General features: G+C 72.0%; 22 protein-coding genes. 17 read left to right on the top strand and 5 right to left on the bottom strand.

Annotated features, from left to right (window positions below; translation table 11 throughout):
• Positions 1-167: 167 nt before the first annotated feature.
• From ACR9ZG_RS10700 to ACR9ZG_RS10675, 6 genes are all read left to right on the top strand, one after another.
• Positions 168-1337 carry an acyl-CoA dehydrogenase family protein gene (locus ACR9ZG_RS10700; protein ID WP_481284817.1) on the top strand — a complete coding sequence of 390 codons (1170 nt, stop codon included), beginning with the start codon at positions 168-170 and terminating at the stop codon, positions 1335-1337.
• An 89-nt stretch (positions 1338-1426) separates the two neighbouring features.
• A complete protein-coding gene (locus tag ACR9ZG_RS10695; RefSeq protein ID WP_481284815.1) occupies positions 1427-2209 on the top strand; it encodes a CoA transferase subunit A in 783 nt (260 codons plus the stop codon).
• On the top strand, positions 2206-2865 hold the full coding sequence (locus tag ACR9ZG_RS10690) for a CoA transferase subunit B (protein WP_481284814.1): 660 nt from the start codon (positions 2206-2208) through the stop codon (positions 2863-2865). Before ACR9ZG_RS10695 ends, ACR9ZG_RS10690 begins: the two co-directional genes overlap by 4 nt.
• Positions 2862-3344 (top strand): MaoC family dehydratase, encoded by a 483-nt coding sequence (locus ACR9ZG_RS10685; RefSeq protein ID WP_481284813.1) that lies wholly within the window; start codon positions 2862-2864, stop codon positions 3342-3344. Before ACR9ZG_RS10690 ends, ACR9ZG_RS10685 begins: the two co-directional genes overlap by 4 nt.
• Positions 3341-4171 (top strand): HpcH/HpaI aldolase/citrate lyase family protein, encoded by an 831-nt coding sequence (locus ACR9ZG_RS10680; RefSeq protein WP_481284812.1) that lies wholly within the window; start codon positions 3341-3343, stop codon positions 4169-4171. The genes ACR9ZG_RS10685 and ACR9ZG_RS10680 overlap by 4 nt, the downstream gene beginning before the upstream one ends.
• A 211-nt stretch (positions 4172-4382) precedes the next feature.
• Positions 4383-5738 (top strand): aldo/keto reductase, encoded by a 1356-nt coding sequence (locus ACR9ZG_RS10675; protein WP_481284811.1) that lies wholly within the window; start codon positions 4383-4385, stop codon positions 5736-5738.
• Between the two features lie 84 nt (positions 5739-5822).
• Here ACR9ZG_RS10675 and ACR9ZG_RS10670 read toward each other — a convergent pair whose 3' ends face one another.
• Together ACR9ZG_RS10670 and ACR9ZG_RS10665 are read right to left on the bottom strand one after the other, a co-directional pair.
• Entirely contained in the window at positions 5823-5975 is a 153-nt protein-coding gene (locus ACR9ZG_RS10670; RefSeq protein ID WP_481284810.1) for a hypothetical protein, read from the bottom strand.
• Between the two features lie 319 nt (positions 5976-6294).
• Positions 6295-6879 (bottom strand): TetR/AcrR family transcriptional regulator, encoded by a 585-nt coding sequence (locus ACR9ZG_RS10665; protein WP_481284809.1) that lies wholly within the window; start codon positions 6877-6879, stop codon positions 6295-6297.
• A 177-nt stretch (positions 6880-7056) separates the two neighbouring features.
• On the opposite strand from ACR9ZG_RS10665, the gene ACR9ZG_RS10660 reads away from it, so the two are divergent.
• The gene (locus tag ACR9ZG_RS10660; RefSeq protein WP_481284808.1) at positions 7057-8406 is read left to right on the top strand and encodes a M16 family metallopeptidase; all 1350 of its coding nucleotides are present in this window, start codon (positions 7057-7059) and stop codon (positions 8404-8406) included.
• A 41-nt stretch (positions 8407-8447) separates the two neighbouring features.
• On the top strand, positions 8448-9050 hold the full coding sequence (locus ACR9ZG_RS10655; protein WP_481284807.1) for a histidine phosphatase family protein: 603 nt from the start codon (positions 8448-8450) through the stop codon (positions 9048-9050).
• A gap of 18 nt (positions 9051-9068) precedes the next feature.
• On the opposite strand, the gene ACR9ZG_RS10650 is transcribed toward ACR9ZG_RS10655, so the two are convergent.
• The gene (locus ACR9ZG_RS10650) at positions 9069-9563 is read right to left on the bottom strand and encodes a GNAT family N-acetyltransferase (RefSeq protein WP_481284806.1); all 495 of its coding nucleotides are present in this window, start codon (positions 9561-9563) and stop codon (positions 9069-9071) included.
• A gap of 43 nt (positions 9564-9606) precedes the next feature.
• On the opposite strand from ACR9ZG_RS10650, the gene dapB reads away from it, so the two are divergent.
• Both dapB and ACR9ZG_RS10640 read left to right on the top strand, forming a co-directional pair.
• Positions 9607-10386, top strand: a complete 780-nt coding sequence (gene dapB, locus ACR9ZG_RS10645; RefSeq protein ID WP_481284805.1) for a 4-hydroxy-tetrahydrodipicolinate reductase — start codon at positions 9607-9609, stop codon at positions 10384-10386.
• Positions 10387-10423: 37 nt separating this feature from the next.
• Positions 10424-10870: a tetratricopeptide repeat protein gene (locus tag ACR9ZG_RS10640; RefSeq protein ID WP_481284816.1), complete on the top strand. Its 447-nt coding sequence runs from the start codon at positions 10424-10426 to the stop codon at positions 10868-10870.
• Between the two features lie 6 nt (positions 10871-10876).
• Here ACR9ZG_RS10640 and ACR9ZG_RS10635 read toward each other — a convergent pair whose 3' ends face one another.
• Complete coding sequence (locus tag ACR9ZG_RS10635) at positions 10877-11773, bottom strand: TIGR01777 family oxidoreductase (RefSeq protein ID WP_481284804.1); 897 nt, start codon at positions 11771-11773, stop codon at positions 10877-10879.
• A 3-nt stretch (positions 11774-11776) separates the two neighbouring features.
• On the bottom strand, positions 11777-12202 hold the full coding sequence (locus ACR9ZG_RS10630; protein ID WP_481284803.1) for an OsmC family peroxiredoxin: 426 nt from the start codon (positions 12200-12202) through the stop codon (positions 11777-11779).
• A 195-nt stretch (positions 12203-12397) separates the two neighbouring features.
• On the opposite strand from ACR9ZG_RS10630, the gene dapA reads away from it, so the two are divergent.
• The 7 genes from dapA to ACR9ZG_RS10595 form a co-directional block, all read left to right on the top strand.
• Entirely contained in the window at positions 12398-13375 is a 978-nt protein-coding gene (dapA, locus tag ACR9ZG_RS10625; RefSeq protein WP_481284802.1) for a 4-hydroxy-tetrahydrodipicolinate synthase, read from the top strand.
• Between the two features lie 71 nt (positions 13376-13446).
• Positions 13447-15123: a ribonuclease J gene (locus tag ACR9ZG_RS10620; protein WP_481284801.1), complete on the top strand. Its 1677-nt coding sequence runs from the start codon at positions 13447-13449 to the stop codon at positions 15121-15123.
• A 68-nt stretch (positions 15124-15191) separates the two neighbouring features.
• Positions 15192-16262 carry an efflux RND transporter periplasmic adaptor subunit gene (locus ACR9ZG_RS10615; protein WP_481284800.1) on the top strand — a complete coding sequence of 357 codons (1071 nt, stop codon included), beginning with the start codon at positions 15192-15194 and terminating at the stop codon, positions 16260-16262.
• Entirely contained in the window at positions 16259-16957 is a 699-nt protein-coding gene (locus ACR9ZG_RS10610) for an ABC transporter ATP-binding protein (RefSeq protein ID WP_481284799.1), read from the top strand. Before ACR9ZG_RS10615 ends, ACR9ZG_RS10610 begins: the two co-directional genes overlap by 4 nt.
• Positions 16954-18171: an ABC transporter permease gene (locus ACR9ZG_RS10605; protein ID WP_481284798.1), complete on the top strand. Its 1218-nt coding sequence runs from the start codon at positions 16954-16956 to the stop codon at positions 18169-18171. The genes ACR9ZG_RS10610 and ACR9ZG_RS10605 overlap by 4 nt, the downstream gene beginning before the upstream one ends.
• A gap of 59 nt (positions 18172-18230) precedes the next feature.
• Positions 18231-18722, top strand: coding sequence for an N-acetyltransferase family protein (locus ACR9ZG_RS10600; protein WP_481284797.1), 492 nt, complete (start codon positions 18231-18233; stop codon positions 18720-18722).
• A 110-nt stretch (positions 18723-18832) separates the two neighbouring features.
• A partial coding sequence (locus tag ACR9ZG_RS10595; RefSeq protein ID WP_481284796.1) for a DNA translocase FtsK occupies positions 18833-21426 on the top strand: 2594 nt, incomplete at its 3' end.

Here is a 21426-nt window from a genome sequence, read left to right as displayed (position 1 = left end):
AGATGTGTATAAGAGACAGACGAGGAACCATGACCATGCAGATGACAGGAGACCGCAGCGACGCGGGAGCCGCCACCCCCGCCACGACGGGAGCCGCAGCGACCGCCGCCGCCACGACCGGCGCCGCCGCCACCGCGGCCGCCTCCGCGGAGTTCGGGCTGACCGACCTGGACGCCTTCCCGCTCACGGACGAGCAGCGCCGCCTCCGCGACGAGGTGCGCGAGTTCGCCGACACCGTCGTCGCGCCGGCCGCCTACGAGTACGACACCAAGCGCGAGCTCCCGTACGGCATCATCGCCGAGATGGGGCGGATGGGCCTGTTCGGCCTCCCGTTCCCGAAGCGGTACGGCGGTCAGGACAAGGACTACCTCTCGCTGTGCCTCGCGGTCGAGCAGCTCGGCCGGGTCGACCAGTCCATCGGCGTGACGCTGGAGGCCGGCGTCGGCCTCGGCGCGATGCCGATCTTCCGCAGCGGCACCGAGGAGCAGAAGCAGGAGTGGCTGCCGATGCTCGCGCGCGGCGAGGCGCTCGCCGGATTCGGTCTCACGGAGGCGGACGCCGGCTCCGACGCGTCGGGCACGAAGACGACCGCCGAGCTGCGGGACGGGGAGTGGGTGATCAACGGCAGCAAGCAGTTCATCACGAACTCCGGCAGCGAGATCACGAAGCTCGTCACGATCACGGCGGTGACCGGCGAGCAGCAGCGGCCGGACGGCTCCGTCAAGAAGGAGCTCTCGGCCATCCTCGTGCCCGTCCCGACCCCGGGCTTCGTCGCACACGAGCCGTACGACAAAGTCGGCTGGCACACCTCCGACACCCACCCGCTGACCTTGACGGATGTCCGGGTGCCCGAGGCGAACCTCCTCGGCGAGCGCGGTCGTGGGTACGCGAACTTCGTCGCGACGCTCGACGAGGGCCGCGTCGCGTTCGCGGCGCTCTGCGTCGGTGCCGCCCAGGGCTGCCTGGAGCAGGCACTGTGCTACGCGAAGACCCGCAACGTGTTCGGCCGGCCGATCGGCTCCAACCAGCACATCTCCTTCCGGCTGGCCAGGATGCAGGCGAAGGTGCACACCGCACGGCTCGCGTACTACGACGCCTGCTTCAAGCTGATGGCGGGCAAGCCGTTCAAGACCGAGGCGTCGATCGCGAAGCTGCTCGGCAGCGAGGCCGCCATGGAGAACGCGCGCGACGCCGTGCAGATCTTCGGCGGCTACGGGTACATGAACGAGAACCCGGTCGCCCGGCACTACCGCGACTCGAAGATCCTCGAGATCGGCGAGGGCACGAGCGAGGTCCAGCAGATGATCATCGCACGCTCCCTCGGCTTCACCGCCTGACCCTGACCGCCGAGTACGCGGATTCTCTGCGTACTCGGCGGTTTCCGCCCGAATTTCGGCGTACTCGACAGATCGGAAGCGAGGACACAGTGATCGACAAGACGGTGGCGAGCGCCGCGGAGGCGGTCGCCGGCATCCCGAGCGGCAGCACCCTCGCGGTCGGCGGCTTCGGGCTGTGCGGCATCCCGAGCGCGCTCATCCAGGCGCTGCTGGAGGCCGGCACCACCGACCTCGAGGTCGTCAGCAACAACTGCGGCGTCGACGACTGGGGCCTCGGCCTCCTGCTCGCCGAGCACCGCATCCGCAAGATGATCAGCTCGTACGTCGGCGAGAACAAGGAGTTCGCGCGGCAGTTCCTCTCCGGCGAGCTGGAGGTCGAACTCACCCCGCAGGGCACCCTCGCCGAGAAGCTGCGCGCCGGCGGGGCGGGCATCCCCGCGTTCTACACCCCGGCCGGCGTCGGCACCCAGATCGCCGAGGGCGGCCTGCCGCGCCGGTATGCCGCCGACGGGTCGGTCGCTGTCGCGTCCGAGCCGAAGGAGGTGCGCGACTTCGACGGCGCCCGCTACGTGCTCGAACGCTCGCTGCGGCCCGACTTCGCCCTGGTCCACGCGGCGAAGGGCGATCGGCACGGCAACCTCGTCTTCCACGCCGCGGCGATGAACTTCAACCCGCTCGCCGCGATGGCCGGCCGGGTGACCATCGCCGAGGTGGAGGAGCTGGTGGATCCGGGCGCACTCGACCCGGGCGCCATCCACTGCCCCGGGATCTTCGTGCAGCACGTCGTGCACGCGCCGGGCGTCGAGAAGCGCATCGAGCGGCGCACGGTCGCCGCGGCGCCCGGAACCGCGTCGGAAGGGAGCACCCGATGAGCCTCACCCGTACCGAACTCGCCGCCCGGGTGGCGCGCGAGCTCGAGAACGGCCAGTACGTGAACCTCGGCATCGGCATGCCGACGCTCATCCCGAACTACATCCCGGAGGGTGTGGAGGTCATCCTGCACTCCGAGAACGGCGTCCTCGGCGTCGGCCCGTACCCGGTCGACGACGCCGTCGACCCCGACCTGATCAACGCCGGCAAGGAGACCGTCACGGTCAACGCGGGCGCCGCCTTCTTCGACTCGTCGCTGTCGTTCGGGATGGTGCGCGGCGGCCACGTCGACCTCGCCGTCCTCGGCGCGATGGAGGTGTCCGAGACCGGCGACCTCGCCAACTGGATGATCCCCGGCAAGATGGTCAAGGGCATGGGCGGCGCGATGGACCTCGTCTTCGGCGCCAAGCGGCTCATCGTGATGATGGAGCACGTCGACCGGGAGGGCCGGCCGAAGATCGTGCGGGAGTGCAGCCTCCCGCTCACCGGCACCGGCTGCGTCGACCGGATCATCACCGACCTCGCGGTGATCGACGTCACCGCCGACGGGCTGGTGCTGCGCGAGCTCGCGCCAGGGGTGACGGCCGAGGAGGTCGTGGCGGCGACCGGGGCGCCGCTCACGATCGCGCTCGACGCGGCCCCGGAGGTCGCGTCATGAGGGAGATCGAGCAGCGCGGCCTCTACTACGAGGAGTTCGAGCCGGACACCCGCTACCTGCACCGCCCCGGCCGCACGGTGACGGAGGCCGACAACGTCCTCTTCACCACCCTGACCATGAACACGCAGGCCCTGCACCTCGACGCGGCCTGGTCGGCGCGGCAGCCGTTCGGCGGGAGGCTCATGAACTCGATGTTCACCCTCGCCACCATCGTCGGCGCCTCGGTCGCGCAGCTGACCCAGGGCACGATCGTCGCCAACCTCGGCTTCAGCGAGGTGACCTTCCCGCACCCGCTGCGGCCGGGGGACACGCTGTACTCCGAGACGGTGGTGCTGACCAAGCGGCTCTCCGCCTCCCGCCCCGGTCAGGGCATCGTCACGCTGGAGCACACCGGCCGCAACCAGGACGGCGTCGTCGTCGCCACCGCCGTGCGCCAGGTGATGGTGTGGTGCCGCACCGCCCACGAGGCGGCGGAGTGAACGGCCCCGCCGTCGACTTCCCGTGGGGCCCGGCGCTGCTGTTCTGTCCCGCCGACCGGCCCGACCGCTACGAGAAGGCGCTGCAGCGCGCCGACGCCGTCATCCTCGACCTGGAGGACGCCGTCGACCCCGCCCGGCGCCCGGCGGCCCGCGAGGCGCTCGCCGCCTCCGCCCGCACCGGCTCGCTCGATCCCGCGCGCGTGATCGTGCGCGTGAACCCGGCAGGGACGCCCGACCACGACGCCGACCTCGCCGCGCTCGCCGACACCCCGTACCGCTCGGTGATGCTGCCGAAGGCGGAGCGCGTGGAGGACCTCGCCGCGCTCATCCGCTACGACGTCATCGCGCTGTGCGAGACCGCCGCCGGCGTGCTGGCCGCCCCCGGGGTCGCGGCCGCGGAGGGCGTGCTCGCGCTGATGTGGGGCGCGGAGGACTTGGTCGCCTCCCTCGGCGGCACCGCCAGCCGCCACCCGGACGGCCGCTACCGCGACGTCGCCGCCCACGCCCGCTCGGCCGTGCTGCTCGCCGCCGGGGCCGCCGGCCGCCACGCGATCGACACCGTCCACCTCGACATCGCCGACCTCGACGGGCTCGCGGCGGAGGCGGAGGACGCGGTCGCCGTCGGGTTCGCCGCGACCGCGTGCATCCATCCCGGTCAGGTCGACACGATCAGGGCCGCGTACCGCCCGGACCCCGCCGAGGTGGAGGCTGCGCGGGCACTGCTCGAGGCGGCCGACCGGGCCGGCGGGGGAGTGTTCCGCCACGAGGGCCGGATGGTCGACGGACCGGTGCTCGCGCACGCGCGGACGGTGCTCAGGAGGGCCTGACCGCGGGCGCACGCCCCGGGCGCGGAAGGCGACCCGCCGCCGTGATCAGATCGTGATGATCCATTCCGGTCGTGTTCACCGATTCGGTCCCGGGAGCGTCAGGGGTTTGCCGTACCCTGCAAGTGAGGATTCGAGAATTTCACGTTCCGAATCGATTCGAGTGCATGGTCGAACCTGGTGGGAAGGTCGTACCGCGGGAGGGAGGGACGCAATGCCACAGCTGCTGCCCCTCCGCCTCCGCCGCATCGCCGCCCCCTCCGCGAGTGCCGACGCGGACGGCGCTGAGAGCGCCGCGCGGGGGGCCGTTGCGCAGGGCGCCGTCGCGCAGGGGGCCGTCGCGCAGGGCGCCACCGCGAACGCCGGCGCGACCGCATCCGCTGCCGCGGGGGCGGCCCCGTCCGGCGCCGACGCGATCGCCGCCGCCGCCGTCGACGCCGCCGCCGCGATCGACGCCGCCGCGGCGGTCGACGCCGCACACGTCTCCCGCGCTGCCGCGGCGATCGACGCGGCCGCCGCGTCCCACGCCACCGCCGTCCGCGCCGCCGCCGCGGTCGGAGTGGCGCCCGCGTCCTTCACCGAGCCGTCCACCGCCACCGGCGGCCCGCTCGACATCGACCCCGCGCTGGAGCGCACCGGCCCCCTGTCGATCATCGCGCCGCGCCGCATCGGCGAGAGCGACCTGGCCGTGTTCCCGGTGTCGCTCGGCGCGAGCGTCTTCGGCTGGACCGCCGACGGCGACACGTCCCTCGCCATCCTCGACCGCTTCGCGGCGCGCGGCGGCAACTTCATCGACACCGCCGACAGCTACGTCGGCGGCCGCAGCGAGGTGCTCATCGGCAAGTGGATGCGCGACCGCGGCGTGCGCGACCAGATGGTCGTCGCCACCAAGGTCGGCCGCCACCACGACAACCCCGGCCTGGGCTCGGTGAGCATCGTCCGGGCGGTGGAGGCGTCGCTCGAGCGTCTGCAGACCGACCGGATCGACCTGCTCTACTTCCACGACGACGACCCCGAGGTGCCGCTGGAGGACAGCCTCGCGACCGCCGAGTGGCTGATCGAGACGGGCAAGGTCCGCTACCTGGCCGCCTCGAACTTCAGCGCCGACCGGCTGATCGAGGCGCGCATCCTGGCATCGTCCGGGCTGCCGAAGTTCGTCGCGATCCAGACCCACTACAACCTCGTGCACCGCGCGGAGTTCGAGAGCGCGCTGCGCATCGTCGCGGCGGCGCAGGGCCTTGCGGTCATGCCGTACTACGCGCTCGCGAACGGCTTCCTCACCGGCAAGTACCGCAGCAAGGGCGACCTCACGGCCGACGCGCGCAGCGTCCGCGCGTCCGCCTATGTGAACCGGCGCGGGCAGCGGGTCCTCGCCACGCTCGACCGGATCGCGGCGGAGCACGCGTCGACCCCGTCGAGCATCGCGATCGCCTGGCTGCTCGCGAAGCGGACGATCGTGGCGCCGGTCGCCAGCGCGAGCCGCCCCGACCAGGTCGACGCGCTCATGGCCGCGGCGGGCATCCGCCTGACCCGCGCCCAGATGCTCGACCTCGACCGCGTCTCGGAGTAGCCGCAGGCTCCGGCCGCGGCCGGGCGACGCCGCCTTCATCCACTTGTCACGACGCGCCGCGTCGGGAGGCACCGAGCCAGCGTGTCACGCCAACTCGCCGCCCGCGCCCATCCGCTTGTCACGACGCGCCGTCTCGGGAGGCGTCCAGGCGGCGTGCTGCGCCAACTCGCCGCCCGCGCCCATCGACTTGTCGCGACGCGCCGTCCCGGGGGCCGCGTAGGCGGCGTGCTGCGCCAACTCGCCGCCCGCGCCCATCCACTTGTCACGGTGCGCCGTCCCGGGGGCCGCTTAGGCGGCGTGTAGCGCCAACTCGCCGCGCCGCCCGCATCCACTTGTCGCGACGTGCCGTCTCGGGAGGCGCCGGGACGGCGTGTTGCGCCAACTCGCCGGCCGCGCCCATCCATTTGTCGCGACGTGCCGTCTCGGGAGGCGACCAGGCGGCGTGTTGCGCCAACTCGTCGACCGTCCTCATCCAATTGTCGCGACGCGCCGTCCCGGGACGCGCCCCGGCGGCGTTTCGTGACAACTCGATGAAGGCGGCCGCCGCCCGCGCGCCCTACGCCTCGGCGAGGATGCGGTCGAGCGAGCGGTGCAGTGCGGCGCCCGCCGCGATCGGGTCGCCGACGTACCCGCCGGCGAGCGCGCCGTCGCGGGCCAGGATCAGGTCGTCGGCCGCGTCGCCCGGGTGCGGGTGGCCGATCTGGCGGAACAGCTCCTCGATCCGCTTCGCGTACCAGTCGCGGTGCGCCGTCACCGCGACGCGCACCGGGTGCGCCTCGTCGGCGAACTGGGCGGCCGCGTTGATGAACGGGTCGCCGCGGAAGCCCGGCCGGATCGCCTGCTCGTTGATCGAGTCGACCAGCGCGCGGGCGATGTCGCGGGGGTCCGTGCCCTCCGCCTCCTGCGCGGCGAACCACTCCCGCACCTGGCGGTCGCGACCCTCCACGTAGGCGATGATCAGGAGATCCTTCGAGCGGAAGTGCTTGTAGAACGTGGCCTTGGTGACCCGCGCGCCCGCGATGATGCGGTCGACGCCGACGGTGTGGATGCCCTCCTGGTAGAACAGCTCGTCCGCGGTGGCGAGGATCTTGATCTTCGAGGGCGCTGGCGGCCGGATGGTCGCTCGGGCGGTTACGACCATCCGGTCGGCTCCTTCGGGCTGGGAGGCGGCCTGCGCCTCCAGGATTCAGGGGTCCACCGGGCGATCCAGGGGGAGGGTGCGCCCGGTGGTCCGTTCAGTATACAGATGGACAGACCAGTCTTTCTGTCCCCATTTTCTCAGCGAGCCGCGTCGGACCGCTGGCGTAGGGTGGAGGGGATGAACAGCGCAGTCGACCTCCCGCTCGGTGTGGCCGATCTGTCGTTCGCCGCCTCCGGCGACGCCCTCGTCCGCCGCACGGTCCTTCCCAGCGGCGTCCGCGTGCTCAGCGAGCAGGTGCCCGGCGCCCGCAGCGCGACGCTCGGCTACTGGGTCGCGGTGGGTTCGCGCGACGAGGACGGGGAGGTGCAGGGCAGCCTCGGGTCCACGCACTTCCTCGAGCACCTGCTGTTCAAGGGCACCGCCCGGCGCACCGCCCTCGACATCGCCATCGCCTTCGACTCCGTCGGCGGCGAGCACAACGCGATGACGGCCAAGGAGTACACCTGCTACTACGCCAAGGTGCAGGACCGCGATCTCGCGATGGCGGTCGAGGTCATCGGCGACATGCTCACCTCCTCGGTGCTCGACCCGGCCGAGTTCGAGAACGAGCGCGGCGTCATCCTCGAGGAGCTCTCGATGGCCGAGGACGACCCGGCCGACGTCGCCAACGACCGCCTGTTCTCCGCTGTGCTCGGCGACCATCCCCTCGGGCGGCCGATCGGCGGCCGGCCGGAGACCATCCGTGCCGCCACCCGTGACGCCGTGTGGGCGCACTACCGCGCCAACTACCGCCCGCAGGACCTCGTGGTGACGGCCGCCGGCGCCGTCGACCACGACCTCCTCGTGGAGGGTGTCGCGCGTGCCCTCGCTGCCGCCGGCTGGGATCCGGCCGTGACCGCTTCGCCGGTCGAGCGCCGCGCCACCGTGCCCGCCGAGATCCGCCGGGCAGCCGATGTCGTCACCGTCCAGCGCCCGACCGAGCAGGCGAACCTCCTCATCGGCCTCCCCGGCATCGTCGCGACCGACGAGCGCCGCACCACGATGAGCGTGCTCAACTCGGTGCTCGGCGGCGGGATGTCGAGCCGCCTCTTCCAGGAGGTGCGCGAGAAGCGCGGCCTGGCCTACTCCGTCTACTCGTTCTCCGGCTCGTACTCCGACGCCGGGGTCTTCGGCCTCTACGCGGGCTGTTCGCCCGCCAAGGCCAGGCAGGTCGCCGAGCTGATGCTCGCCGAGCTGCACCGCCTCGCCGACGAGGGTGTCACCGCCGAGGAGCTGCACCGCGCCGTCGGTCAGCTCTCCGGCGGGGCCGCCCTCGCTCTGGAGGACTCGGACACCAGGATGTCGCGGCTCGGTCGAGCCGAGATCAGCCTGGGCGAGTTCGCCGACCTCGACGAGAGCCTCCGCCGCCTGCACCTCGTCAGCGCCGACGACGTGCGGGCCCTCGCCGGCGATCTCGCCGGGCGGCCGGTCTCCGTCTCCGCGGTGGGGAGCGTCACCGACGACATGTTCGCCGGTCTCGCTCCCTGATCCCGCCGCTCCGATCCATCCGATCACTCGAAAGGCTTCCCGTGCCCCACTACCTCTATCTCGTGCGCCATGGCGAGCAGCAGGACGCCGAGCACGGCCTCCCCGACGGCCCCCTCTCGCCGCGCGGCAAGCGCCAGGCGCAGCTCATCGCCGAGCGCCTGAGCGGCATCCCGTTCACCGCGATGTACCACTCGCCGCTCAACCGGGCGGCGGAGACCGCCGCGATCATGGCCGAGCGGATGCCCGCGCTCACCCCCGAGCCGTCGAGCCTGCTGTTCGACTGCATCCCCTCGGGGCCGACGCCGGACATGCCGAAGGCGTTCGAGTCGTTCTTCGGCCCGGTGACCGAGGCCGAGATCGAGGCGGGGCGGGCGCAGATGGAGGACGCGGTGCACGAGTTCCTCACCCCGGCGCTGGGGGACCGGCACGACCTGCTGGTCACTCACAACTTCGTGATCGGCTGGTTCGTGCGGCACGTGTTCGACGCCCCGGCCTGGCGCTGGCTGGGGCTGAACCAGGCCAACTGCGGCCTGACGATCATCCGGGTCCGCTCGGCCAAGCCGCCCGTGCTCGTGGTGCACAACGACCTCGGCCACCTGCCCGTGGAGCTGCGCACCGGCCTCCCGGAGCTGCAGCCGGTCTGACCCGCGTCGGCGGGCGGCTCAGGTCAGCGGCTTGCGGAACCAGTCGGTCGCGTTCGGGTTGTCGTTGTAGGGCTGGATGCTCTCGTACCCGTGCGTGCGGTAGAGCTCGCCGGCCGCCTCCAGGCTGCTGTTGGTGTCGAGCACGACCTCGGTGGCGCCGAAGCCGCGGGCGCGGTGCTCCAGCTCGGCCAGGATCGACCGCCCGAGCCCACGCCGGCGGTGTCCGGGCGCGACCCACAGGTGCTTGATCTCGTAGCGGACGACGCTCTGCCCCTCCTCGATCTCGTCGAGCGGCACCGCCAGCTCGCGGATGCCGCCGCAGCCGGCCTCGCCGTCCTCGTCGTACGCGAGCAGGAAGACGCCTTTCGGCGGGACGAACTGCCCAGGATCGGGGAAGGTCGTGCGGTACGCGCCCTGCGAGGCCGGGAAGGTCGCCGCGCGCTCGGCGAAGTAGTCGGCGAGCATGCGATGGGCGCTCGCGTCCGTGACGCTGACATCTGCGAAGGACACCATCGGCCCAGCGTAGCCCGCGCTGCGCGGGGGTTAGGGTGGACGGGTGACAATTCGCGTGGCCGTCGCTGGTGCGACCGGAAGACTCGGCAGTGTCGCCGCCCGGCTGATCGAGCAGGCGGACGACCTGGAGCTGGTGGCCCGGCTCGGCTCCCGCTCCCCGCTGGAGGAGATGCTCGGCGCCGACGTGCTCGTCGACATGACCCTGCCCCAGGTGAGCCCCGAGATCGTGGCCTACGCGATCGACAACGGCCTCAACGTGCTGGTGGGCACCTCCGGCTGGTCGGCGGACCGCATCCTCGACCTCGAGCGCCGGGTGGCGCAGCACGAGGGCCGCGGCGCGGTCGTCATCCCGAACTTCTCGCTGGGCTCCGCGCTCGGCACCGCGTTCGCCACGGTCGCGGCGCGCTTCTTCGACTCCATCGAGATCGTGGAGGCGCACGGCGCCACCAAGATCGACTCGCCCTCCGGCACGGCGGTGCGCACGGCCGAGCTGATCGGCGCCGCACGCGCGGCCATCGGCCCGGTGGAGGCTCCGCACACCGACCAGCGCGCCCGCGGCCAGCAGGTGGCGAGCGTCCCGATCCACAGCCTCCGGATGCGCGGCGTCGTCGCCCAGCAGCAGGTGATCTTCGGCGGTGCGGGGGAGACCCTCACCGTCACGCACGACACCGTGGGCCCGGAGGCGTACGAGGCCGGCATCCTGCTCGCGCTGCGCGCCGCGGCGACGACGACCGGCGTGGTGGTCGGGCTCGACAAGCTGATCGACCTGGGCATCGCCGAGCCGAGCGGCGAGCCGCCGCGGCGCACGGTCCGCGAGCTCTGACGGCCGCCACGTGAGGAACCGCATCGCCGCCATCGTGATGGCGCTCATCCTGCTCGTCTACCTCGTGCTGGTCTTCCAGCGTGCCGTGATGCTGATGCAGACGGGGGAGGTCGTCGGCGTCGTGATGGGCGTCGCCCTGCTCGTGCTGCCGCTGATCGCCGCCTGGGCGATCGGACGCGAACTGCTCTTCGGGGCGCAGACCGAGAAGCTGGTCCGCCTCCTCGACGCCGAGGGCGGCCTGCCCGTCGAGGACCTGCCCACCCGGGCGAGCGGACGGCCGCTGCGCGACGCCGCCGACGAGGAGTTCCCGCGCTACCGGGCCGAGGTGGAGGCGCAGCCCGAGAGCTGGCGCGCCTGGTTCCGGCTGGGCCTCGCGTACGACGCCTCGGGCGACCGCCGTCGCGCCCGCGGTGCGCTGCGGCAGGCCATCCGGCTGTACCGCACGCAGGAGCGCGACCAGCGAAACGAGCGCGCCGGGCGCTAAGGAGCGCTAGGCGGCGCGCGTCTCCAGCAGGCGCCGCATGGCGTCCGTCACCGTCCGGTCGCGGAACACGAAGCCGTCGTCGACCAGGCGCTGCGGCACGACCCGCTGGCTGGAGAGCAGCATCTCGCGGCCGGCGTCGCCGAGCGCGAGCTCGATCGCGAACCGCGGGACCGGCACGGCGGAGGGGCGGTGCACAGCGTCCGCGAGCGCGCGCACGACCTCACCGGCGGTGGCGGGCTCGGGTCCGGCGACGTTGACCGGACCGGCCAGCGTCGACGTCAGCAGATGCACGATCGCCGCGGCCTCGTCGTGGAGGCTCACCCACGGCCAGTACTGGGTCCCGCCCCCGATCGGCCCGGCCAGCCCGAGCTTGGCGATCGGCAGCAGCGGCTTCATGGCGCCGCCCGGTCCGACGACGACGCCGGTGCGGAGGGTGACGACGCGCGTGCCCTCCGGCGCGAGGTGCGCCGCGGCCTCCCACGCCTCGACCACGTCGGAGAGGAACCCGCTGCCCTTCGGCGACTCCTCGGTCAGCGTCTGGCCGGGACGGTCGCCGTAGTAGCCGACCGCCGAGCCGTTCACGAGGACGGCGGGAGGGGTGTCGCGGCGGCGCATCGCGTCGGCGAGCGTCCCCGTCGTGTCGATGCGCGACGAGAGGATGCGCCGGCGGTGGGCGCGCGTCCACGGCAGCCGGGCGAGGGAGGCCCCGGAGAGGTTGACGACCGCGTCGACGCCGTCGAGCGCCCGGTCGTCGATGCGCCGGGTCGCGGGCGACCAGGCGAACTCCGCCGGGCCGTGCGGCTCGCCGCGGACCAGTCGACGTACCTCGTGCCCGCCGGCCGCCAGCTGGCGCACCAGCTCGGTGCCGATCATGCCCGAGGCGCCGGAGACGAGGACGCGCACGGCTCAGGCCAGCGTGGCTTCGAGGGTGATCGGGATGCCGACCAGCGCCCGCGACACCGGGCAGGTGCGCTTGGCCTCGTCCGCCAGGCGCTGGAAGTCCTCGTCGGAGAGGCCGGGGACGCTCGCGTTGACGAGCAGGTGGCTGCCGGTGATGCCCTGCGCGGGATCGAAGGTGACGGCGGCCGTCGTCTGGATGCTCTCCGGCGGAGTGCCGAAGCCGGCCAGCACGTTCGAGAACGCCATCGAGAAGCAGGCGGCGTGCGCTGCTCCGAGCAGCTCCTCGGGCGTCGTGACCTCCGCTCCGCCCTGCGAGCGCGCCTTCCAGTTCACGTCGAGCTCTGCCGCGTGGGACGAGTCGAGGGTGACCCTGCCCGAGCCGGACGTGAGGTCGCCGTTCCAGACGGTGGTGGATTCGCTGGTGACTGCCATGAGGCCTCCTTCGTCGCTCCGCCGCGGGGCCGGGCGGGTCGCACCAGACTACTGTCGGGCTCCGACACCGTCAGCGGGCGCTCGGCTGATTCCCGGTTTCGTCCCGCGCGCGTCCACAGGGCGGGACTCGCGGCGGGTTCTCCACATTCCACGGCCGGGAGGCGACGGCGGTGCGCGACCCGATAGCCTGGTGCCATGTCGTCCCACGAGAATCCGTTCGGCCAGGTGCTCGTCGCCCTGGTCACGCCCTTCACCGCCGATGGCGAGGTCGACTGGGCCGGCGTGGAGAAGCACATCGACGACGTCATCAACGCCGGGGCCGACGGCATCGTCGTCACCGGGACGACCGGCGAGACCTCCACCCTCACCGACCCCGAGAAGCTGCGCCTGGTCGAGGTCGGCAAGTCGGTCGCGGCCGGCCGGGCCAAGATCATCACCGGCGGCGGCTCGAACGAGACCGCCCACGCCATCCAGCTCTACCAGCAGAGCGAGAAGGCCGGGGCCGACGGCGTCATGGTCGTCACGCCGTACTACAACAAGCCGACGCAGGCCGGCATCCTCACGCACTTCCGGATGATCGCCGACGCGACCGACCTCCCGGTGATCCTGTACGACATCCCGGGCCGCACCGGCGTCCCCATCCGGTACGAGACCATCCTGCGCATCGCGAAGCACCCCAACGTGCTCGCGATCAAGGATGCGAAGGGCGACTTCAGCGAGGTGAGCCGCGTGCTCAACCAGACCGACCTGATGTACTTCTCCGGCGACGACGCGAACGTGCTCCCGCACCTCGCGATCGGCGCCACCGGCCTCATCGGCGTGACGGCCAACATCGCGTCGACGCCGTACCGGCAGATCGTCGACGCGGTCAACGCCGGCGACCTCGCCACGGCGACCGCGGCGCACCGCAAGCTCGAGCCGCTGGTGCGTGCCGTGATGACGCACGTGCCGGGCACGGTCGCCGCCAAGTACATCCTCCACGGCCTCGGCCGCATCTCCAGTCCCCGCGTGCGGCTCCCGCTCGTCGGACCGGAGGAGTGGGAGGCCGCTCAGATCGAGGACGAGCTCGACCTCGTCAAAGACATCCCCGGCGTGGACTTCTCCAACTTCCGGCCCGACCGCAACGCGGCCGCCGGCGGAGCGCTGCCCAGGATCGCCGGGACCACGCGGTAGGGGCCGCCGCACCACCGGCCCCGGGGCGCTCGCGCGCCCCTCATTGCAGCGAAATCCGACAAGGAGGGCAGATGCCCAACCAGGTCTCCGAGCCCCCGGCGCTTCAGCCGGGCACGCTCCGGATCATCCCCACCGGCGGTCTCGGCGAGATCGGCCGCAACATGACCGTCTTCGAATACGAGGGCAAGCTCCTCATCGTCGACTGCGGCGTCCTGTTCCCCGAGCAGGACCAGCCGGGAGTCGACCTCATCCTCCCCGACTTCGGCCCGGTCCGCGACCGCCTCGACGACATCCTCGGCGTCGTGCTCACCCACGGTCACGAGGACCACATCGGCGCGGTGCCCTACCTGCTGAAGCTCCGCAGAGACATCCCGCTCATCGGCTCCGGCCTGACCCTGGCGCTCGTGGAGGCGAAGCTCAAGGAGCACCGCATCCAGCCGTACACGCTCACGGTCAAGGAGGGGCAGACCGAGCAGCTCGGCCCGTTCGACCTCGAGTTCGTCGCGGTCAACCACTCCATCCCGGACGCCCTCGCCGTCGCGATCACCACGCCGGCCGGCGTCGTGCTCCACACCGGCGACTTCAAGATGGACCAGCTCCCGCTGGACGACCGGCTCACCGACCTCCGCGCGTTCGCCCGGCTGGGCGAGAAGGGCGTCGACCTGTTCCTGGCCGACTCCACGAACGCCGACGTGCCCGGCTTCACCCCGCTCGAGCGCTCGATCGGCCCGGTGCTCGACAACGTGATCGCGCGCGCCCCGCGCCGCGTGATCGTCGCCTCCTTCTCCAGCCACGTGCACCGCGTGCAGCAGGTCCTCGACGCGGCCGCCGCCAACGGCCGCCGCGTGGCTCTGCTCGGCCGCTCGATGGTCCGCAACATGACGATCGCCGCCGAGCTCGGCTACCTCAAGGTGCCGGAGGGCGTGCTGATCGACTACAAGAAGGCCGCCGACCTCCCCGACGACGAGATCGTCTACATGTCCACCGGGTCGCAGGGCGAGCCGATGGCCGTGCTGGCGCGCATGGCCAACCTGGAGCACCAGATCGAGGTCGGCCAGGGCGACACGGTGATCCTCGCCTCCAGCCTCATCCCCGGCAACGAGAACGCCGTCTACCGGGTGATCGACGGCCTCACCAAGCTCGGCGCCAACGTCGTCCACAAGGGCAACGCGAAGGTCCACGTCTCCGGCCACGCCGCCGCCGGAGAGCTGCTCTACTGCTACAACATCCTGAAGCCCCGCAACGTGATGCCGGTGCACGGCGAGTACCGGCACCTGGTCGCGAACGCGAAGCTGGCGATGGACACCGGCGTGCCGGAGCGCAACACGATCCTCGCCGAGGACGGCACGGTGGTCGACCTGCGCGACGGCGTGGCTCGGGTCGTCGGGCAGCTCGATCTCGGCTTCGTCTACGTCGACGGGTCCAGCGTCGGCGAGATCACCGACGCCGACCTCAAGGACCGCCGCATCCTCGGCGAAGAGGGCTTCATCTCGATCATCGTCGTGGTGGAGGCGGCCTCCGGCCGCATCGTGACGGGCCCCGAGATCCACGCGCGGGGCTTCGCCGAGGACGACGCGGTGTTCGACGACGTCAAGCCGAAGATCGCGGCCGCGCTCGCCGACGCGGCCCAGAACGGCGTCCGGGACTCGCACGCGCTGTCCCAGGTGGTCCGGCGCACGGTCGGCCGCTGGGTGAACACGAGCTACCGGCGCCGGCCGATGATCGTGCCGCTCGTGATCGAGGCGTGAGCGTCGCTCGTATCTGACATACTGGGGGGAGCGACGCGGCCGAGCGTCGCGGTCAAGGGGGAATCGACATGGGGGTCATGCGTCGCTGGGTGCTGCCCGTGCTCAGGATCGTGCTCATCGCCGCGATCGCGGTCGCGCTGGTCAAACTCGCGTTCTTCCCCGCCGGCGATGCGCAGGCGGGCGATCCGACGACACCGACCGGGGAGCTGAGCGATCCGGTCACCACGGTGCAGACCGGGACGATCCTGAACGACGTCCGGGTGACCGGGTCGATCGTCGCGGATGACGCGACGCCGGCCCGCGCCACCACGGCCGGCACCGTGGACGAGGTGCAGGTCGCGGTGGGTCAGCACGTCGACGCCGGGACGGTGCTCTTCGATGTGAAGACCGAGACCCCGCGCGAGCCGGTGGTCACCACCGGGCCGGACGGATCCCAGACGATGGAGCAGCGCGAGCCGCTCGTCCGCTACACCGACGTCACGGCCCCGATCGCAGGGGTCGTCTCCGAGCTGCCCGTCCTCAGCGGGCAGACGGTCGCGATCGGGGACGTCGTCGGGTCGGTCGCACCGGGCACCTTCTCGGCCACGGCCACCCTCTCGCCGGAGCTGCAGTACCGGCTGGTGTCCCGTCCGGACACGGCCACGGTGACGGTGAAGGGCGGACCTGCGCCCTTCAGCTGCGGTGGGCTCACGATCACCACCCCGCCCGCGACCGCCTCCTCCTCATCCACGGGCGGCCGGACGGATGCCGGAGGCGCCGGTGAGGGCGGGGGCTCCACGCCCACGACGACCGTGCGCTGCGCGGTTCCGGCAGGCACGACCGTGTTCGCCGGCCTGAGCGCCGACATCACCATCGCCGCGGGCAAGGCCGAAGGGGTGCTCACCGTCCCGACGACCGCGGTGAAGGGCTCCGCCGGGACCGGCGTCGTCTTCGTCCCCGGCGACAAGGGCGGCGCGCCGACGGAGCACCCGGTCACGCTGGGGCTCACCGACGGAACATCCGTCGAGATCACGGAGGGGCTCCACGAGGGAGACGCGATCCTGCAGTTCGTCCCAGGCGCCGACGCGCAGGAGGCCGCCGGAGGCTGCACGGACGCCGGGAACGGCGTGACCATGTGCGGCGAAGCGGGCGCCCCGTGACCCTGCTGCGCCTGGAGGGCGTCGCGAAGACCGTCCGCATCCCGGACGCGGAACCGCTGACCATCCTGCGCGGGATCGACCTCGAGGTGGCAGCCGGCGAGCGGCTCTCCGTGGTCGGGCGCTCGGGATCGGGCAAGTCGACGCTGCTCAACATCCTCGGGCTGCTCGACGCGCCGACGAGCGGGAGCTTCGCCTTCGACGGCGTCCCCGTCGAACGGCTGAGCGGCCGGGCGCGGGACCGCACCCGTGGTGCGGCGGTCGGCTTCGTGTTCCAGCAGTTCAACCTCCTCTCGGGCCGGACCGCGCTCGAGAACGTGACGACACCGCTGCTCTACGCGAGCGGCCGTGCGTTCTGGCGGCGCCGGACGCTCGCCGCAGAGATGCTGGAGCGGGTCGGGCTCGGCCACCGGCTCGACGCCCGCCCCGAGGTCCTCTCCGGAGGCGAGCAGCAGCGCGTGGCCATCGCGCGGGCGCTCGTGCGGGCGCCGCGGCTGATCCTCGCCGACGAGCCGACCGGCGCCCTCGACGTGGACACCGGCGCCACCGTCATCGACCTGCTCGAACAGGTCGCGACCGAGAACGGCGCCGCGCTCGTCGTCATCACGCACGACCCGGCGGTCGCGGCCCGCTCCGCCAGCCGGTACCGCCTGGACGCCGGGAGGCTGCGCCCGGTCGACGCGGAGGTCACGGCATGAGGCTCGTCGAGGCGATCTGGGGCGCGGTCGTGGAGGCGTGGCAGGAGTTGCGCATCCATCGCACGCGGGTCCTCCTCTCGCTCCTCGGCGTGGGGGTCGCCGTGTGCGCGCTGAGCTCGGTGGTGGGCCTCGCGAACATCGCCGAACAGGGCATCCGCGAGAACAACGAGCGGTTCGGCGGCCGGCCCGCCCTCATCTCGGTGTACCTGTCGGGCGACCCCACGACCGGGAGCCCGGAGCGGGTCGACGCCGCGTGGGCCACCATCCTGGCCAGGCACGACATCCGCTACAGCTCGAAGAACTCGCCGGGAGGCATGCGCGTGCAGTTCCGCACGGGCGTCCTGCAGGTCTCGACCCAGGCGGTGGACCAGCCCTACGCCGTGATGCACCGCACGGTCATGCGCGAGGGCCGGTGGTTCCTGCCCGCCGATGCGGAGCTTCTCGCGCCCACCATCGTCGTGAACTCCGCGTTCTGGGCCCAGCTCGGGAACCCGCCGTTGGACAGCCACCCGACGGCCACGGTGCTGAGCGGCGAGCAGAGCGTCACCGCCCTCGTCGTCGGCGTCGTCGCGACGCCGGACTACGACGATCAGCCCAGCGCCTTCCTCCTCGCCGCGACAGCCGGGTCGCTCTCCTCGACCGATCCGCAGCAGTACGGGGCGCCGACGCTCGAGGCGTGGGTGCCGCCCGAGCGCGGCGACGCTCTCGCCGTGGCCATCACGAGCGAGTTCGACCAGGCGCTCGGCCAGGGCGCGGTGGGCGTCAACCGGCAGGACTACCTCGCCACGCAGAACCAGGACCCGCTGCTGGTCCTCAAGCTGCTCGTCATCGGCATCGCGGTGCTGATCCTCCTGCTCGGAGCCCTGGGCCTGGTCAACATCGCCCTGGTGACCGTGCGCCACCGCATCCGCGAGATCGGCGTGCGGCGCAGTTTCGGAGCGACGGCTCCACGGGTGTTCTTCGCCGTCATGATGGAGAGCGTCGTCGCCACGGTCGTCGCGGGCGCGGCAGGGGTCGGCGCGTCGATCCTGATCGTGAAGAGCCCCTGGGTGGAGGAGCTGCTCGGCCAGGGCATGATCGCCGACCCGCCGCCGTTCCCCGTCGAGGCGGCGGTCGTGGGTCTCATCGCCGCCACCGCGGTCGGGGCTCTCGCCGGGCTGCTCCCTGCCCTGGTCGCGGTGCGGGTCAAGGTCATCGACGCGATCCGGTTCTGACGGTGGCCGCGCGCCGGAACGTTACCCGCGCGAAACACGGGGACGGGTAGGTTTCCGCCATGAGCGGGTTCCTGATCCGCCCGGCGACCCGCGAGGACACCCGGGTGCTCGCCGACATGCTGGTGGAGGCGGCGAACTGGGACGCGGCCCGCGCGCGGCCGCGCGTCACGGTCCTGGAGGATCCCTCCGTGCTCCGCTACATCGCCGGCTGGCGGCGGCCGGGCGACCTCGGGTGCGTCGCGGAGGACCCGCACGGCGTCGCGGTCGGCGCCTGCTGGGCCAGGCTCTTCCCGGCGAACGCCCCCGGCGCCGGGTTCGTCGCCGTCGGCGTCCCCGAGCTGACGCTCGGCGTGTACCCGTCGTGGCGAGCCAGGGGAGCCGGCCGGGCGCTGCTGCAGGAGGTGGTCCGGATGGCGGCGGCCTCCGGCACGACGCGCCTGAGCCTGAGCGTCGACCGCGGCAATGTCGCGCACCGGCTCTACGTCAGCGAGGGCTTCACCACGGTGCTGCGGCGGGAGTCCGCGGACACGATGGTGCGCACACTGCGCTGACGCGCGAGGGGCACGGAGACGGTTCGTCCCCACCCGTCCGCGGGTCACGGATTTTCCACATCTCAGCGCGGGATCGCGCCGCTGTCGCCCCTGCGAAGTAGCGTGACCCTATGGCTACGAGCACCAAGTCGACATCGCGCGCCCGGAACTCCGGCCGCGGCGGCTCGACCGCGCGCAAGCCGGCAGGCACCGCCGCACAGAAGACGGTCGCCTACCCGGCCGCCGACGCGGGCCCGAGTCCACTCGTCCGCGCCTGGATGGGACTGGCGCACCTCACCGGTGCCGCCTTCCGCGCCCTCGGCCCGGAGAAGTTCAGCAAGGAGGAGCGGCGCGACGGCTTCCCCTTCTTCCTCGTGCTGCTCGCGATCGCGGGCGCCGTGGTCGAGTGGTTCCTGATCAACGACGAGGTCGCGCGGATTCTCGACGCGTGGACGTTCGGCGGACTGTTCGGCCGGGTCGCGTTCGCGCTCCCCGTCATCATGGTGCTCTTCGCCGCCTGGCTCTTCCGGCATCCCAGCTCCGTGCACGACAACACGCGGATCGGCATCGGGCTGGGCCTCCTGCTGCTGACCGTCTCGGGCCTCTGTCATCTGTTCAGCCATCAGCCGTCGCCCAGTGACGGCATGGCCGCGCTCGCGCAGGCCGGTGGCGTGCTCGGCTGGCTGATCGCGGCGCCGCTGTCGCTGGTGATCACGCCGTGGGGTGCCGGCGCGGTCATCATCCTGCTGCTGCTCCTCAGCCTCTTCATCATCACCAAGACGCCGCCCAACAAGCTGCCCTCGCGCATCCGTGAGCTGTACTCGTACTTGTTCGGCGCCCAGCTGCGCACCGAGGAGGAGCGGCAGGAGGCCAAGGAGGCCCGCGAGGCCGCCAAGGAGGCCAAGACCAAGCAGGTCGAGCTCGACGGCATCGACGACGACGCCGACGAGGACGCCGCGGCGCTCCCGTGGTGGCGCCGCAACAAGTCCCAGCGCGAGGAGGACCCGGAGTACGACGCCGCCCCGCAGGACGGCCTCACCGAGGTGTTCGGCACGCCCGAGCGCGGCAAGGGCGAGTTCGCCACCGCGCTCGAGCCCGACCCCGAGAGCGACCACTACAACACCGAGGTGCTCAGCGAGCTCGCGCAGGCAGAGAACGCGCTCCAGCGCTTCACGGGCGAGGTGCCCGAGACCGCGAAGGCGGCGGCCGCACCCGTGCCGACGGCGCCCGCCGTGCTGCCAGGCTTCCAGGCCGGTGCGGCGGACGATTTCGACGAGACCTCCTCCGTCCCCTCCGACGACGGACCCGTCGCGCCCTACGACCTCCCGGCGGCGTCCATGCTGTCCGCCGGCACGCCGGCCAAGGTCCGGTCGAGCGCGAACGAGGAGATCGTCGCCGCGATCACCGAGGTGCTGACGCAGTTCGGCGTCGACGCCAAGGTCACCGGGTACTCGCGCGGCCCGACGGTCACGCAGTACGAGATCGAGCTGGGCCCGGGCGTCAAGGTCGAGCGCGTCACGGCGCTCAGCAAGAACCTGTCCTACGCGGTCGCGAGCAACGAGGTGCGCATCCTGTCGCCCATCCCGGGCAAGAGCGCCATCGGCGTCGAGATCCCGAACAGCGACCGCGAGATCGTGTCGCTCGGTGACGTGCTCCGCTCTCCCGCGGCCACCAAGAGCGTCCACCCGATGACGATCGGCGTCGGCAAAGACGTCGGCGGCGGCTTCGTGGTCGCCAACCTGGCCAAGATGCCGCACCTCCTGGTCGCCGGTTCGACGGGCTCCGGAAAGTCGAGCTTCGTCAACTCGATGATCACGAGCCTCCTCATGCGCGCCAAGCCGTCCGAGGTGCGGATGGTCCTCATCGACCCGAAGCGCGTCGAACTGACCATCTACGGTGGCGTCCCGCACCTCATCACGCCCATCATCACGAACCCGAAGAAGGCCGCCGAGGCGCTGCAGTGGGTCGTGAAAGAGATGGACATGCGCTACGACGACCTCGCCAGCTTCGGCTTCCGCCACATCGACGACTTCAACAAGGCGGTCGTCAACAACGAGATCGTGCTGCCCGAGGGCAGCGAGCGGAAGCTCAAGCCGTACCCCTACCTCCTCGTCGTGGTGGACGAGCTCGCCGACTTGATGATGGTCGCCCCGCGCGATGTCGAGGACTCGATCGTGCGCATCACGCAGCTCGCCCGCGCGTCCGGCATCCACCTCGTACTGGCGACGCAGCGCCCGTCCGTCGACGTCGTCACCGGCCTCATCAAGGCGAACGTGCCGTCGCGGCTCGCGTTCGCGGTGACCAGCGTCACCGACTCCCGCGTCATCCTCGACCAGCCGGGAGCGGACAAGCTGATCGGCCAGGGCGACGGGCTGTTCCTGCCGATGGGCGCCTCCAAGGCGATCCGCGTGCAGGGCGCCTGGGTCAACGAGAACGAGATCCAGAAGGTCGTCGACCACGTCACCCGGCAGGCGCGCCCGGAGTACCGCCAGGATGTCACCGCCGGCGCGGAGAAGAAGCAGATCGACTCCGACATCGGTGACGATCTCGAGCTGCTGCTCGCGGCGGCGGAGCTCGTGGTGTCCTCGCAGTTCGGTTCGACCTCCATGCTGCAGCGCAAGCTGCGCGTGGGCTTCGCGAAGGCGGGGCGCCTGATGGACCTGCTCGAGTCGCGCGAGATCGTCGGGCCGTCCGAGGGGTCGAAGGCTGTCTCTTATACACATCT

The sequence above is a fragment of the Leifsonia sp. KNZ12-8B genome, assembly GCF_056755495.1.
Note: the sequence above shows the minus strand (reverse complement) of the source record. Positions and strands in the feature narration are given on the sequence as shown.

Excerpts from the sequence above, each read along its gene's own strand:
- ACR9ZG_RS10690 (WP_481284814.1), top strand. The coding sequence starts at position 2,206 with ATGAGCCTCACCCGTACCGAACTCGCCGCCCGGGTGGCGCGCGAGCTC.
- ACR9ZG_RS10685 (WP_481284813.1), top strand. The coding sequence starts at position 2,862 with ATGAGGGAGATCGAGCAGCGCGGCCTCTACTACGAGGAGTTCGAGCCG.
- ACR9ZG_RS10675 (WP_481284811.1), top strand. The coding sequence starts at position 4,383 with ATGCCACAGCTGCTGCCCCTCCGCCTCCGCCGCATCGCCGCCCCCTCC.
- ACR9ZG_RS10665 (WP_481284809.1), bottom strand. The coding sequence starts at position 6,879 with ATGGTCGTAACCGCCCGAGCGACCATCCGGCCGCCAGCGCCCTCGAAG.
- ACR9ZG_RS10660 (WP_481284808.1), top strand. The coding sequence starts at position 7,057 with ATGAACAGCGCAGTCGACCTCCCGCTCGGTGTGGCCGATCTGTCGTTC.
- ACR9ZG_RS10650 (WP_481284806.1), bottom strand. The coding sequence starts at position 9,563 with ATGGTGTCCTTCGCAGATGTCAGCGTCACGGACGCGAGCGCCCATCGC.
- ACR9ZG_RS10640 (WP_481284816.1), top strand. The coding sequence starts at position 10,424 with ATGGCGCTCATCCTGCTCGTCTACCTCGTGCTGGTCTTCCAGCGTGCC.
- ACR9ZG_RS10630 (WP_481284803.1), bottom strand. The coding sequence starts at position 12,202 with ATGGCAGTCACCAGCGAATCCACCACCGTCTGGAACGGCGACCTCACG.
- dapA (WP_481284802.1), top strand. The coding sequence starts at position 12,398 with ATGTCGTCCCACGAGAATCCGTTCGGCCAGGTGCTCGTCGCCCTGGTC.
- ACR9ZG_RS10620 (WP_481284801.1), top strand. The coding sequence starts at position 13,447 with ATGCCCAACCAGGTCTCCGAGCCCCCGGCGCTTCAGCCGGGCACGCTC.
- ACR9ZG_RS10615 (WP_481284800.1), top strand. The coding sequence starts at position 15,192 with ATGGGGGTCATGCGTCGCTGGGTGCTGCCCGTGCTCAGGATCGTGCTC.
- ACR9ZG_RS10605 (WP_481284798.1), top strand. The coding sequence starts at position 16,954 with ATGAGGCTCGTCGAGGCGATCTGGGGCGCGGTCGTGGAGGCGTGGCAG.
- ACR9ZG_RS10600 (WP_481284797.1), top strand. The coding sequence starts at position 18,231 with ATGAGCGGGTTCCTGATCCGCCCGGCGACCCGCGAGGACACCCGGGTG.